The organism is Campylobacter sp. W0014 (assembly GCF_020135975.1).
Lineage (GTDB): Bacteria > Campylobacterota > Campylobacteria > Campylobacterales > Campylobacteraceae > Campylobacter_D.
In genome coordinates this window covers 38,181-52,655 of sequence record NZ_JACHTR010000012.1, presented here as the reverse complement: position 1 = coordinate 52,655, position 14,475 = coordinate 38,181, and the positions used below count along the sequence as shown (strand labels likewise).

Below are 14,475 nucleotides of genomic sequence, written 5' to 3'. Positions count from 1 at the left end.
CTCTTGCACTGTCTTGATCTAAATTTTGAGTTTGCATGCTCTGAGGAGTAAAATCTAATGGCTGTAATCCTAAGCTAATACTTGCAATCGTTCCTAATTGTTCCATTTCATCGTATTGTTCTTGGGTGTTGTAATAATTTGTTATGGTTTGCGTATCTAATCTTTCAAGTGAAGCAAAATCTTTATTTGTATCAGATACACTATATCCTTTAGGCAAACTATTTAAATCTGCTTCACTAAAACTTGTTTTATTGGTATCGTTAAAAGTATGATTTATAATTTGATTAAATTGATTATAGTATTGTTTAATAGTATTTGCCATATCTATGTTTGTAAAATAATTACCACTAATCCCTAAATATTCTTTTTTATCTGCAAAAAAATGACTATTCTCATTATATCTTTGAATCTCATCCAAAGTAGATTTATGTATCTTAAAATCTTTTGGTAATCCTGCAGCCTCATTAAAGTCTTCTCCCATATAACCATCTTTATCTACACTATAACCATAGGCTGTATTGGTAGAAGTATTATTACTTATATCTGCTTGTTTGAATTTTAAAGTATAAATAGAGTTTTTAAATTCACTAGATATATCATAATTAGGAGAATTTGTTTTAGTATAATAGTTTTTATTGATATTATTATTAATAGAATTTGATTGATTATCTAATACTTCACTTCTTATTAAAGTTTGTGAATTTTTATTTTCTATTTCATTTAATTTAGTGACATTTTGTTTTAAGAAAGTATTGGCAAAATTTATTTTTGAATTTTCTTTACTTTCTTTATTGGCTTTTGCTTGTGAAAGTATAGAAGTATAATTTGAGTTATCATTAATACTGAAGATACTCATATTTATTCCTTTGATTTTAGAATTGTTCTGCCTTCAAATCTAAATATCTTATAAATATAAGCAAAATTTGTTCCACTTTGGATAAGTGGAACGAGAAATGATTTAGTATTGATTTTGGAATTTCTAAAATAAGACTAAAAAACAAATTAATTATCGTTTTAACTGATTTACAATGCCGAGCATATCATCACTTGTTGTTATAGCCTTTGAGCCAGCTTCATAGGCTCTTTGCCCTGTGATAAGATCTGTCATTTCTTCGACAAGTTGAACATTACTAAGCTCCACAAAACCATGTCTGATTGTTCCAAGTCCGTCTTGTCCTGCGATTCCAGCAACCGGAGCACCGCTTGCGCCTGTTTCAAGATATAAGTTATCTCCCATAGAGTGAAGCCCTGCTGGATTGATAAACTGCACCAATTCTACTTGTCCGATTTGAGTTTCTTGTTGCTCCCCAGGAAGCATAACCGATACCGTTCCATCAGTGGCTACATTGATAGCAGTTGCGCCTTCTGGTATGGTCATTTCAGGAAGTAATTTATAGCCATCAGAATTAACAATATTACCTTCATTATCTTTTGTAAATTGTCCATTTCTTGTATATCCTATAGTTCCATCAGGGAGCTGAATTTGAAAAAAACCATTTCCAGCAATAGCCATATCAAGACTATCTGTACTCGTTGCTTTTAAATTTCCTTCTGTAAAAACTTTTGTTACAGCAGTAGGACGCACACCAACACCCACTTCTATACCAGAAGGTGAAAGGGTTGTAGCTGAAGTAGAAGTTCCGGCATATTTCATAACCTGATACATCAAATCAGCAAATTCGGCACGACTTTTCTTAAAGCCAGCTGTATTAACATTGGCAATATTGTTAGAAGTAACATCAATTTGTGTTTGCTGCGCTACCATCCCAGTAGCAGCAGTATGAAGTGATCTCATCATTTTTTATCCTTTTAATTTTTAATCTTATTTAACAGATGCAAGTTTATTGATAGCTTCTTGGTTTAAATCATCCATATGGGCTGTCATAACTTTTTGATACATTTCAACCATTCTATTAGCTTCAATCAAACCTACCATTTCAACAACCGGATTGACATTGGAGCCTTGAGAGAAACCTTGACGCACTGCGTTAGAATTATCCAAGTCTCTAATGCGAGTTAAATCATCGATTTTATAAACATTATCTCCATCTTTTTGCAAGGCTCTCATATCATCTACTTGAGCAATAAATAATCTTGCATTTCTTGTGCCATCAACTTCGATATTTCCATCTTTATCCACACTAATTTGCGAAGATCCATTTGGAATTTTAATAGCGGCATTTTCAGGATTGTTAAAATAATCACTGCTTAATACCTTATAACCTTGCTTATTTACCAAATAACCCTCTTCATTTAATTGAAAATTTCCATCCTTGCTTAATCTAATTTCTCCATTTTTTGTTTGAACTAGATAAAAAGCATCATCTCTTGTTATTGCAAAATCTAAAGGATTATTAGTTGCCTTTAAGGAGCCTAAACTAAAATCTGTATATTCTTGAGAAACTTGCGGTACGCTATCTATGGTAGTATTGATAAAGCGTGAAGCATCTCTTGTATTGTTTTCTATAGGCAACACATCCTGAGTTTCTTTAAAAATCCTTTTAAAATCTGCAATTACAACATCATCTCTTTTATATCCACTTGTATTGATATTGGCAAGATTGTTTGTAATAACATCAAGTTTATTAAACTGAGTTACCATTCCGCCTACTGCTTGATAATATCCATTTTGCATATTTTCACCTATAAAATTGTTTTTACATAAAGATATAAAGCAAAGAGTGTTCCAACTTTTAAAAATATAGAAAAATAAAGAATAAAATAAAGAAATTACAGAGGAGAGATACAAGGCTTTTAAGCCTTGTAGTTTTAATCCATTTGTCGGCGTAAAAATGTAGGAGTTTCTATTTGAGCCATAATCTCTTCATCAAAACCACCACTTACTTTTTTAAGATTTAAATAAGGATTTTTTTTAGACACTTCAGTTTCTTCTGAAGATTTTTTCTCAACAGTGTCTTTATCTTCAAAACCTGTAGCAATAATAGTAACTTCAACTCTATCTTCCATAGTGTCATCCATAGTTGATCCAAAAATAATTTTTGCATTTTCATCAACTTTCTCTTCAATACTATTAGCCGCTGCAGAAATTTCAAATAAAGAGCAATTAGAACTTGTTTTAAAGTGTAAAATCACGCCCTTAGCCCCTTTAATATCCATACCATCCAATAAAGGAGACTCTATAGCATTTTTCAAAGCTATCTCGACAGCATTTTCGCCCTCAGCGCTTCCAACGCCCATAAGAGCAAGTCCTCTATGACTCATAATAGTTCTAACATCCGCAAAGTCAACATTGATATCACCATTATCTAAAAGTATAGAAACCATACCTTTCACCGCACGAGTTAAAATATCATCAACCAATTTAAAAGCTTCTTTCATACTCGCTTTTTTATCAATAATACTTAGAAGTTTTTCATTTTGAATTACAAGGATAGAATCGCTTTCTTTTTTTAACTCAAGAAGTCCACTTTCTGCAAGTTTCTTTCTTTGTTTACCTTCAAAGCTAAAAGGCATAGTAACTACAGAAACTGTTAAAGCTCCAATTTCTTTAGCCGCTTGTGCAATAACGGGAGTAGCACCTGTTCCAGTTCCACCCCCAAAACCAGATGCGATAAAAACTATGTCACTTTGGCTTAAACTTGCTTTGATTTCCTCAAAACTCTCTCTAGCACTCTCTGCTCCAACTTCAGGAAGCATACCTGCTCCAAGTCCTTTTGTTTTCTTTTCACCAAGTTGAATTTTAGTTTTTGCCAAAGATGTAGAGATGGCTTGCGCATCAGTATTAGCAGCAATAAGATCAAGATCATTTAATCCCATTTTAACCATATGATTGATCATATTACCGCCGCCGCCGCCGCAACCTATAACTTTAATTTTCGCACCTTTATTATGTTGCATCTCTTCTACTAAAAATTCATTCATAAAATTCTCTCCTTGTTAAAATTGATTTACTATTTTATGCCACACGCTTGAAAAAAGGCCAGATTTTTTTTCTCGCGTCTCTTTAAAATCCAATTGTTCTTGAATTGCTATTGTATCATTTTCTTGCAAATTTTCATCAAAAAAATCAGATTTTATTTCATTTTCTATTTCTTTTTGAGGAATAATCTCTTGTCTAATTTGGCGATTATAATTTTCTATTTCACCTTTATATCTTAATTTTTCATTAGAATCAAGCTCATAAGGGGTAAAATAACCTGCACCGTAAAGACAAAGTCCTATGGCACAAGTATTTTCAGGATCATTAAAGATCTCATTAAAACTTGTTATCAAATCTTTTCTTGCAGTTGCTATTCTAATAGAACGATTATCGAAAGTAGCAGGAGCTAATTCATCGATTCCTGCCAACTTAGTCATTCCTCCAGTAAGCACTACACCACCACCTATACTATTAGCATAACGATTATCACTTAAAATTTTTGCTAAAATCATCAAAGTTTCTTCTGCTCTAGCATAAATAACTTCAGAAATAATATCCAAAGAAACTTCATTAACTCTTTTTTCATCACCCATTGTTGGAATTTGTATAAGCGCATTAGGTTGTTGCGATAAAGCGGCATAATTGAGTTTAATTTTTTCAGCCTCTTTAAGTGGAGTATGCAAAGCCATGGATAAATCTTGAGTGATATTAATAGAACCAATCTGTAAACAATCATTATAACGGATAGAATTTCCTGTATGGACTACCATATCACAAATTGCACCACCCATATCAATAAGAACAGATCCGAGTTCTTTTTCACTATCATCTAAACAAGCTATGGATGAAGCATAACCAGAAAGCACTATATTATCAACCCTTAAATCTGCTAATTCTACAGCTTTTTTTAAATTTTTAATATGGGATTCTTGAGAAATAACAATATGAGTTGAAACCTCTAAACGACTTCCGCTCATCCCCAAAGGATCATCTACATGCTCTAAATCATTAACTTTGAAATTATAGGGTAAAACATGAATGATTTCATATCCACTTGGTATATTAGCCGTATGTTTTGCAGTGCTTACTGCTCGATGTATTTCTTTGATTCCAATTTCATGATTTGGAATATTTACAACTCCTATGCTATCAACACTCTTGGTGTATGCTCCAGAAATTGAAACAACAACTTTATCATAATGTACACCACTCATCATCTCAGCATTTCTTACTGCTTCTTCAATGGATTTTGAAGCGAGTTCGATATTTGTAATAGCACCTTTTTTTACGCCATTGGTTTTTGCTTTTGAAAAACCAATAATTTTTAAACCTTCATCATCTTTTTGCGCAATAATAGCACAAGTTTGAGTCGAACCTAAGTCAATTCCTAGTATATTCAAAATCACTTCCCTTTGTAATAAATTTTTATTGGATATGTTTTTCTTAATTGATCAATTAATTCCTGTTTGATCATATCAGCTTTTAACACTTCTAAATTCTGCTTTAATGTTTTATAATGCTGATTTAGCTTATCGTTGCTAAGATCAATCTTTTGCTTATTAATTTTATAAAGAACTGCTTTATTATCGCTTAAAAGAACATAAGAAGAATTTTCATCAGAGTTAAAAACATTAGTTAAAAAATAACTAAACTCAGCATCATTAAAAATATTGTTATCCATTTTAACATCACTAAGTAGAGAATCCCTAGTCACAAAACCTATATTTTCACCCTTAAAATCTTTTAATTTCTCTTTCGCTTCTTTTTCTAAATTTTCTTTAGACTTTTCGCTTAAATATAAAGGCAAAATTTCATTCCTAGCTTCTTCAAAAGTTTTAATTCTTATAGGATCAATTTTATTAACTTTAATAATCATATAGCCATCTTTATATCTAACAGGTCTTAAAAGATCTCCATTTTTTATCTTAGATAAAAGCTCTAAAGGATAATAAACACTCAAATCCGAAACATTTTCATCTTTTTGAAATTGCTCTTTATTATTTTTTAGTTCTAAAAATTTAGTGTTAGCTAAATTTTTAAGCTGGATTAAACCATAATCTTTAGCAACCTTATCCTTTACTGATTTAAAATCTAAAATTTTACCATTTTGATCTTTATAATTTAATCGATTATTTTCATCATTATAAAATTTTTGCAATTCTTCTTCTGTAAATTTTTGATCATTTAACGGTAAAAAATATGTAGAAATTTCATAAGTTTGACTTGTCTTATAATCTTGCTTCTGTTGCTCCCAGAATTTTTTCAATTCTTCTTCATTGACTTTTATATTCTTTTTATCATAATCTAATTCCGCAACACTCAAAGAATCTCTCATAAAATAAGCAGTTGCCAGCATTTTTATCTCATTTTCGCTAGAAGGTAAATTGAAAATTTTATTTAATTTATCAATAATAACTTCATCGGAAAGAATTTTTTCATAATCTTTAGGCATAAAACCATTTGCATGTAAAATTTCATAATAAATTGTTTTATTAAATTCGCCTATTGGATTTTGAAAAACCCTTGTTTGAGCAAGCTTGTTTATGATTTCATCATCGCTAGAGTTTAAGCCCAAATCTTTAGCAAAATTTAATAAAAGTTTATCTTCTATAAGTGAATTTAAAGCCAATTCTTTCAAGCCGATCTTTTCGGCACTCTTTTCATCTAAACTACCATTGCTAATCTGATTGTAATAATTAAAAACTTGATTATATCGTGTATTAAATTCATTATAACTTATCTTCTCATTTCCTACAATAGCCGCATTTGAAGCGCGATCAAGGTTAAAATCATAAGCACCCCAATTCACAAAAACAGCTCCAACTAAAGCAATAGTACTAATCCATATAGTAATAATAAGGTATTTCCTATGATGCTGCATCCAAGTAAGCATACTATTCCTTGATAAAAAAATAAGTTCGATATTTTAACATATAAGTTTTTAAGTGGAGTTTAATTTAACATAAAAGTATTATTTCTTTTTTTGATTTTGACATTAAAATAAGTTATAATATCAAAATCAATCAATAAATTTAGGATTTAGCTTGGAAATTCCACACATTCCAGTGTTGCTTGATGAAGTCAATAAGGCTTTTGAAAATTTAAATTGCGGATATTTTTTAGATTGTACTGTAGGCTTTGGTGGCCATAGTGAATCTTTACTCAAAAATCATCCCGATATCAAACTTATTGCTTGTGATCAAGATCAAGAGGCCCTTAGTTTTTCTAAAAAACGTCTTGAAAAGTTTAAAGATAGAACACAATTTTTCTTAACAAATTTTAGTCAAATTCTTGATCAAATTTCTACAAATTCACTAAGAGGAATTTTAGCAGATATTGGAATTTCATCCTATCAATTAGACAATAATGAACGAGGATTTAATCTTAATTCTGATTTTTTAGATATGAGAATGAATCAAAATGCTAAAATTTCGGCTTTTAATATTGTTAATTCCTATGCTTGTGAACAACTTGCTTATATTTTTAAAGAGTATGGCGAATTAGATGATGCTTATTTAATTGCTAAAAAAATTTGCCAATCAAGAATTGAAAAACCTATAAAAAGCGCTAAAGAATTGCAAAAAATTATAGGTGCAACTAAGCAAAATCATAGAAAAGTTTCTAAAGCTACGTTAGTTTTCCAAGCCATTAGAATTGAAGTTAATCAAGAACTTGAAGTTTTAAAAATCTTTTTAGAAAAATTAGAAAAAATAAAGCTAAAAGATTGTATTTTAGCTATAATTTGTTTTCATTCTTTAGAAGATAGAATCGTAAAAAATTATTTCAAAAAATGGTCTAAAAATTGTATTTGCGATGAAAAAGCTTTACGTTGCGAATGCGGAAACAATCATTCTTTAGGAAAAATTTTAAATAAAAAAGTTATCATTGCAAGCGAAGAAGAAATAATGCAAAATTCAAGATCTAGTTGCGCAAAAATGCGTTTATTTCATTTTAAAAATATGGAAAAATAATGTTAGAAGATGATTTTTTAAAAGAAAAACAAAATATACGTCAGAAAATGCTAAATTTTTCGCGTGCTATGAATCAAGGAAAACCCTTAGATGATGAACTTAAAAATGAAATTATCTCTAGTAATGATATTTTCAAAAGACGTCTTAATAAACAACCGCGGAATTTATTTAATCAAGATGAATATGAAACAAAAAATTCCAAAAAATCAAATATATATCTTAAAGAAGATTTAATCAATGTAAAATTAGAAGAAAAACAATCCTTAGCTAAAAAAATTTTTTCTAAGATAAAAGAAAAAAATAAAAATTCATATACACAAAAAAATAAGAAAAAATTATTTTTTCTAAAAAAAACAGAAAAAGATCTACAAACTAAAAAAATACAAGAAGACAAAGTAGAAGCTAAGGATTTAAACAAAAATAATAAAGAACCTCAACTATCCAAAAAAGCGAATAACCAAAAATCAGATAAAAAAAATCCAAAAATTTCTCAAACCAATTTTAAACAAAGTTTAGAAAATTTACAAAAAAAAATACATACCGAAAATACATCTGATATATCATTGAAAAAAAATCCTGTGGAAGAAGACACCCAAAAAGTTAAAAATACCCTTTTAGAAGGCTTTACGGATGCAACCAAAGAAGATAGAAATTTAACGTTTAATCACTTGCTTTTTGCTATCTTGCTTGTAAGTTTTGCTTTATTGCTTTTTGCTCCACAAATTTATATAAGAAATCAAATTTATTATTTAAGCCGAGAAATTGCTACTTTAAAAACAGAAGAAAGTGTACTTAATGAAGAAAATAAGGATTTAAAAAGAAGATTAGAAAACATGCGTTTTCAAAATCAAATTCTTGATTACTTAGATTGAATGATTTTTTCTAGCACATATTTTTCTAAATTCTTTTTTAAAACATCATCTTTTAAAGCTTCTTTATAAAGTTTACTTGCTAATAAGGAATATTTTTCATATGAAAAATAAGGAAAATGCAAACCCCAAGCTTTTTTTATCAATTGTTTTGAAATAATTTTTCGAGTATAAATCTTAAAAATATCATAACTTATAAAAACACAAGCAGTCGCAGCAACAGCACTGATTATGCTTATATGAAAATCAAGACGCATAAGAAAATAATGTGTAACAAGCAATAAAGGCAATAAAATAAGCACACAAAGAATACTAAAATACAAATAAGAATTTAAAATTTTAAAATTAAAATTAAGTTTAGAAGGATCAACAAGCATTCCATCATTAAATAAAGCATTAGCTTCAAGTAAATCACGCAAAATAACTGGTTGATCCGATATTTTAAAGAGAAAATTAAGACTAAAATCTTTAAATTTTTTCATGCTCTAAATAATAAAATAAAGGTTTTTAACCTTTATTTACAAGCTCTTCCGTGACTCTTGCAATTTCAAATTCTTCATCTGTAGGAATAATACAAACTTTGATTTTAGAATTTGCAGTGCTTATTATTCTTTCAGTCGACATTCTTTGACTATTTAAATTTAAATCAAGTTCAATACCAAGATGAGCTAGTTTTTCACACACTTTTTGTCTTACTAAGGAAGAATTTTCACCTATTCCGCCTGTGAAAATAATACCATCAGCTCCTGGCAATACTGCAAGATAAGCTCCTATATATTTTACTAAGCGGTAGCAAAACATATCAAAAGCTAAGCGCGCTTTTTCCTCTCCTTTTTCAACTCGCGACTCAATATCTCTAAAATCATTATAGCCACAAATTCCATATACACCACTTTTTTTATTCATCAAATTATCAATTTCATCTATACTCAAGCCTCTTGCCTTGCTAATGAAAGGTATAATTGCAGGATCCATATCTCCACAACGAGTTCCCATAACAAGACCTTCAAGAGGAGTAAATCCCATAGATGTATCTACACTCTTTCCATTTTCTACAGCACAAACACTTGCTCCATTTCCAAGGTGAGCTGAAATCACATTTACGCTACTCTTGCCCAATAAATTAGCAGCTTTTGAGCTCACATAAGCATGAGAAGTTCCGTGAAAACCATATCTTCTTATGCCATCTTTATCATAAAATTCATAAGGTAAAGCATACATATAAGCATAATCAGGCATTGTTTGATGAAAAGCTGTATCAAAAACTGCAACATTTGGTACATTTGGAGCAGCTTTGATCATTGTTTTTATACCGGCTAAATGAGCTGGATTGTGTAAAGGTGCAAAAACACTTACCCTATCAATTTCATTGAGCACATGATCATCTATTAAACAATGTTTTGTTAAAGTTTTTCCTCCGTGAACAATACGGTGACCGCAACCATCAAGAACTTTAAGATCTTCTAAAATTCCTGATTCTTTAAAAAGTTCATTTAAAACTTGCAAACCATGCTCATGATCTTTTATAGCAATATCTCTTTCAAATTTCTCATCGTTTAGAGTATTTTTTAAAACAACTTTAGAGGTTTCTTCGCCGATTTTTTCAATTAAACCACTTGCCTTAACTACCTTATCATCAAAAAATTTAAATTTTATAGATGATGAGCCTGAATTTAAAACTAAAACTTTCATTTTTATCCTTTATTAAAATTATTGAGCTTGAACAGCACTTAAAATGACGGTATCTACGATATCATCAACCAAACATCCACGACTTAAATCATTCACTGGCTTTTTAAGACCTTGTAAAATAGGACCAATTGCCAAAGCATCAGCTGTTCTTTGCACAGCTTTATAACCAATATTTGCAGCATCAAGATCTGGAAATATAAAAACATTAATCTGTCCTGCTATTTTAGACTCTGGCATTTTTGAAGCTGCTGTTTTAGGATCATAAGCACAATCAAATTGCATAGGGCCATCTATGTTTAATTCTGGATATTTTTCCTTAGCTATTTTAAGGGCTTCTTTTACAAGATCTACGCTTTCTCCTTTTCCGCTATCCCCGCTAGAATAAGAAAGCAAAGCGATCTTAGGATCTAATCCAAAAGATTTTGCAGTCATAGCGCTAACATAAGCACTAGAGGCTAATTGCTCGGCTGTTGGATTAGGATTAACAGCGCAATCTGCAAAAGCTAACATTTTATCTTCTAAGCCCATGAAAAATAACCCTGAAACAGAACTTACCCCTTCTTGAGTTTTAATCAATTGAAGTGCAGGACGAATAGTTTCGGCGGTGGTTGTAGAAGCTCCACTTACCATAGCATCAGCTTTTCCACTATGCACAAGTAAAGTTCCAAAATAAGTCTTATCTTTGACTAATTCTTTAGCTTGATCAAGAGTCATTCCTTTGGATTTTCTTGCCTCATAAAGCATATTAGCAAATTCTTCACATAAATCTGAATTATAAGGGTTGATCATTTTTGCAGAATTAATATCAAGCATTAATTTTTCTGCATTCTGCTTGATTTCTTTTTCATCTCCTAAAATAATAAGATCAACAACTTCAGTTTTTAATAAAATATCACAAGCTTTTAAAATTCTTTCATCGTTACCTTCTGGCAAAACAACTGTTTTTTTATCTTTAATACTTTTTTTAATCATTTCATACTTAAAACGATAAGGGGTTACAAAATCATAAGATTTTAATTGAGCGATTTTATCAAAATCAATATTTTCATCAATTAAAACATAATTTTTACCATTTAAAAGCTTATCGAGATGTTTTTGAGTCATTGCTTTATATTCATTGCAAACATCAGCGATAATTGGAGTATTAAGATTTTTAGCGATTTTAACATTAAGTCCAAAAGCATCTAATACGCCAAATTTAGAAAAACCGATCGTTAAAACAAATTCATATTTTTCTTTTAATTCTTCATAAGTTTTTAAAATAATATTAAAAAAAACATTAGAATCTTTACTAAATTCTTCTATAGCATCTTTATCGACAAAACTATAAGTATTTTCTATATTTTGATTGATATTAAATTGTTTAAGCCACTCTTGAAAAATAGAAATGTCATGCTTAGAAACCACTGGGCAATAAATTGCCATATTTTTATAGTTTTGACTATAATATTCTAGCAATTTTAAACTAACTATAATGCTTTGATCATCACTCTTAGATCTTATTAAATAAAGATTTTCCATTATTTCTCCTTTTACTTTAAAAAAGTGGAACACTCTTTGCTTTACATTTTTATAAATATTATTTTAACAAAAAAAAATAAAAATTCATAAATTTAAAGGACGATTTTAATGAAAAAAATTTTATTTTACACCCTACCATTTGTGTTTTTTGGTTGTTCTGCTACTGTGGATCCTCAAATTTCCATGAAACCGCCTGCTTATGTCGAAGAGCTTGCCCCTAAACAAAGTAACAATATAGAAACAGCACCAGGATCGCTTTTTGGCAAAGGAGATAATCCTTTATTTTCAGACAAAAAAGCAATGAATGTTAATGATTTGGTGACAGTAGTCATTCAAGAAAGCACCACTCAAAGTACTCAAGCCAATAAAGCTACAAGCAGAACCAATACTTCGAATTTAGGTGGAGGAGCTTTAACTGGTGGCTCTGGAATTTTAAAAAATGCAATCAATAAAGTAAATGCGTATTCTAATATTGGTTTTCAAACCAATAGCACAAATAATTATCAAGGATCAGGATCTCAAAGCCGTAATGAAAGTTTTAATACAACCATCTCAACTCGCGTGATCAAAATTTTATCTAATGGTAATTATTTTATTGAAGGTTCAAGAGAACTTTTAATTAATGGAGAAAAACAAATCATACAATTAAGTGGAGTGATTCGTCCTTACGATATTGGACAAGACAATACTATAGATAGCAAATACATTGCAGATGCAAAAATTCTTTATAAAACTGAAGGTGAAGTAGATAGAAGCACTAGAAAACCTTGGGGAAGTAAAGTGATAGAGGCTATTTGGCCATTTTAATAAAGCAAGGAAAACCTTGCTTTATTCTTTATATTGTTCTACTTTTTACCTCATCTTCAACTTCTAATAAAAATCTATCAACTAAATCTTTTTCTTTTAGCTTGGCAACAACCTCGCCATGTCTTATAACAAGTCCTTGATTTTTTCCAAAAGCTATAGCGACATCAGCTCCCTTAGCCTCACCTAAAGCATTAACCACACATCCCATAACACTAATATTAATCGGTTCTTTAATATGTTTGGTTTTCTCTTCTACAATCTTAATTGCGCCAAGCAAATCACTTTGTATCCTTCCGCAAGTCGGACATGAAATGATATTAACTCCACTTTTTTGTACTCCACTATCTTGCAAAATTGCTTTTGCAACGCGAATTTCTTCTTCAAGTTCTCCTGTCATAGACACACGCATGGTATCACCTATGCCTTTAAGAAGTAAATTTCCCAAAGCTATAGAGCTTTTTACTGTGCTATGAAATTTAGTTCCTGCCTCTGTAACGCCTAAATGAAATGGATAATCACATAGAGGACGCAATCTTTCATAAGCCTCTATCGTTTTTTGAGTGTCCGAAGTTTTCATTGAAATTTTAATATCTGTAAAATCTAAATCTTCTAAAAGCTTAATATTATATAAAGCACTTTCTAGCATAGCCTCTATACCATATCCAAATTTATCGCTAAATTGTTTTTCTATGGAACCATGATTTACTCCTATTCGTATAGGAATATTGCGTTCTTTACAAGCCTTTACAACTTCTTTAATATTTTCTTTGGAACCAATATTTCCAGGATTAATTCTCACACCATCAATAAATTCAGCACAATATACAGCCAAGTTATGATTAAAATGAATATCAACTATCAAAGGCAATGGACTCTTTGCTTTAATTTCTCTTAAGGCCCTTGCATCTGCCATATCCAAACAAGCTAAACGTACTATATTTGCTCCAGCAAAATAAAGACGATTAAGTTGCTCTAAACAACCCTCTATATCTCTAGTTTTTGTAAATAACATCGATTGGACTGAAATAGGTGCATTACCCCCTATTAAAACATTTCCCACTTTAATCTGTTTTGTTTTAAATCTCTCTACCTTCATACGCAAACTCTTTTTTAAATATTATTTTTAAAATTTTAACTTTTTTTGCTTTAACTAAAGTTTATTTTTATATAATCTCTATATCTAATTTTTATTAAATATATGGAAAAAATAATGCAAGATTTAAAAAATGGTGGAGTGATTTGGCTAACAGGTTTAGCAGGTAGTGGGAAAAGCTATATTGCTGAAGAATTATGTAGAAAATTGAAAGAAAAATTAAACAATATTATCTATCTTGACGGCGATGAATTAAGAGATCTTTTGGGACATTATGGCTATGAAAAAGAAGGGCGTATTGAAGTTTCACTAAAACGTTCTAATTTCGCCCATTTTTTAAGTTCTCAAGGAATGATAGTTATTGTAAGTACGATTTCCATGTGGGATGAAATTTATACATACAACCGAAAACGATTTAAAAATTACTTTGAAATTTATATAAAATGTGATTTTGAAGAATTAAAAAAACGAGATAAAAAAGGGCTCTATAGCGGTGCTTTAAAAGGTGATATTAAAAATGTTGTGGGAGTTGATATTGATTTTGACGAGCCACATCCTGATCTGATTGTAGATAATTCTAAACTTGATAATCTTGAAAAAAAAGTAGCTATCATTTTAGATCATTTACAAAAATACTTATAA

General features: G+C 30.1%; 14 protein-coding genes. 4 read left to right on the top strand and 10 right to left on the bottom strand.

Features of this window, described 5'->3' with window-relative positions:
- The 6 genes from H2277_RS05385 to H2277_RS05360 all read right to left on the bottom strand — a co-directional run.
- A partial coding sequence (locus tag H2277_RS05385; RefSeq protein WP_407928559.1) for a Cj0814 family flagellar-dependent secreted protein occupies positions 1-856 on the bottom strand: 856 nt, incomplete at its 3' end.
- Between the two features lie 150 nt (positions 857-1,006).
- Positions 1,007-1,798: a flagellar basal-body rod protein FlgG gene (gene flgG / locus H2277_RS05380; RefSeq protein ID WP_137624165.1), complete on the bottom strand. Its 792-nt coding sequence runs from the start codon at positions 1,796-1,798 to the stop codon at positions 1,007-1,009.
- 24 nt (positions 1,799-1,822) lie between these two features.
- Positions 1,823-2,635: a flagellar hook-basal body protein gene (locus tag H2277_RS05375; RefSeq protein WP_337201325.1), complete on the bottom strand. Its 813-nt coding sequence runs from the start codon at positions 2,633-2,635 to the stop codon at positions 1,823-1,825.
- 134 nt (positions 2,636-2,769) lie between these two features.
- Positions 2,770-3,882, bottom strand: a complete 1,113-nt coding sequence (ftsZ, locus tag H2277_RS05370; RefSeq protein WP_337201324.1) for a cell division protein FtsZ — start codon at positions 3,880-3,882, stop codon at positions 2,770-2,772.
- A gap of 15 nt (positions 3,883-3,897) precedes the next feature.
- Positions 3,898-5,286: a cell division protein FtsA gene (gene ftsA / locus H2277_RS05365; RefSeq protein WP_337201323.1), complete on the bottom strand. Its 1,389-nt coding sequence runs from the start codon at positions 5,284-5,286 to the stop codon at positions 3,898-3,900.
- Positions 5,283-6,773 (bottom strand): peptidylprolyl isomerase, encoded by a 1,491-nt coding sequence (locus H2277_RS05360; RefSeq protein WP_337201322.1) that lies wholly within the window; start codon positions 6,771-6,773, stop codon positions 5,283-5,285. The genes ftsA and H2277_RS05360 overlap by 4 nt, the downstream gene beginning before the upstream one ends.
- 151 nt (positions 6,774-6,924) lie before the next feature.
- On the opposite strand from H2277_RS05360, the gene rsmH reads away from it, so the two are divergent.
- Both rsmH and H2277_RS05350 read left to right on the top strand, forming a co-directional pair.
- The gene (gene rsmH, locus H2277_RS05355; RefSeq protein ID WP_337201321.1) at positions 6,925-7,851 is read left to right on the top strand and encodes a 16S rRNA (cytosine(1402)-N(4))-methyltransferase RsmH; all 927 of its coding nucleotides are present in this window, start codon (positions 6,925-6,927) and stop codon (positions 7,849-7,851) included.
- Positions 7,851-8,723, top strand: coding sequence for a hypothetical protein (locus tag H2277_RS05350; protein ID WP_337201319.1), 873 nt, complete (start codon positions 7,851-7,853; stop codon positions 8,721-8,723). The genes rsmH and H2277_RS05350 overlap by 1 nt, the downstream gene beginning before the upstream one ends.
- Here the strand turns inward: H2277_RS05350 and H2277_RS05345 are convergent.
- The 3 genes from H2277_RS05345 to pta are packed head-to-tail and all read right to left on the bottom strand — an operon-like array spanning position 8,711 to position 11,933.
- Positions 8,711-9,202 carry a hypothetical protein gene (locus H2277_RS05345; RefSeq protein ID WP_337201318.1) on the bottom strand — a complete coding sequence of 164 codons (492 nt, stop codon included), beginning with the start codon at positions 9,200-9,202 and terminating at the stop codon, positions 8,711-8,713. The two genes, H2277_RS05350 and H2277_RS05345, sit on opposite strands and share 13 nt — an antisense overlap.
- 25 nt (positions 9,203-9,227) lie before the next feature.
- Positions 9,228-10,412: an acetate kinase gene (locus tag H2277_RS05340; RefSeq protein WP_337201317.1), complete on the bottom strand. Its 1,185-nt coding sequence runs from the start codon at positions 10,410-10,412 to the stop codon at positions 9,228-9,230.
- Between the two features lie 18 nt (positions 10,413-10,430).
- Positions 10,431-11,933 (bottom strand): phosphate acetyltransferase, encoded by a 1,503-nt coding sequence (pta, locus tag H2277_RS05335; protein WP_337201316.1) that lies wholly within the window; start codon positions 11,931-11,933, stop codon positions 10,431-10,433.
- A gap of 108 nt (positions 11,934-12,041) precedes the next feature.
- Between pta and flgH the strand changes: the two genes are divergently transcribed.
- Complete coding sequence (flgH, locus tag H2277_RS05330) at positions 12,042-12,740, top strand: flagellar basal body L-ring protein FlgH (RefSeq protein ID WP_337201315.1); 699 nt, start codon at positions 12,042-12,044, stop codon at positions 12,738-12,740.
- 28 nt (positions 12,741-12,768) lie between these two features.
- Here flgH and ispG read toward each other — a convergent pair whose 3' ends face one another.
- Positions 12,769-13,836, bottom strand: a complete 1,068-nt coding sequence (gene ispG, locus H2277_RS05325) for a flavodoxin-dependent (E)-4-hydroxy-3-methylbut-2-enyl-diphosphate synthase (protein ID WP_337201314.1) — start codon at positions 13,834-13,836, stop codon at positions 12,769-12,771.
- Between the two features lie 114 nt (positions 13,837-13,950).
- Between ispG and H2277_RS05320 the strand changes: the two genes are divergently transcribed.
- Positions 13,951-14,475 carry an adenylyl-sulfate kinase gene (locus H2277_RS05320; protein WP_337201313.1) on the top strand — a complete coding sequence of 175 codons (525 nt, stop codon included), beginning with the start codon at positions 13,951-13,953 and terminating at the stop codon, positions 14,473-14,475.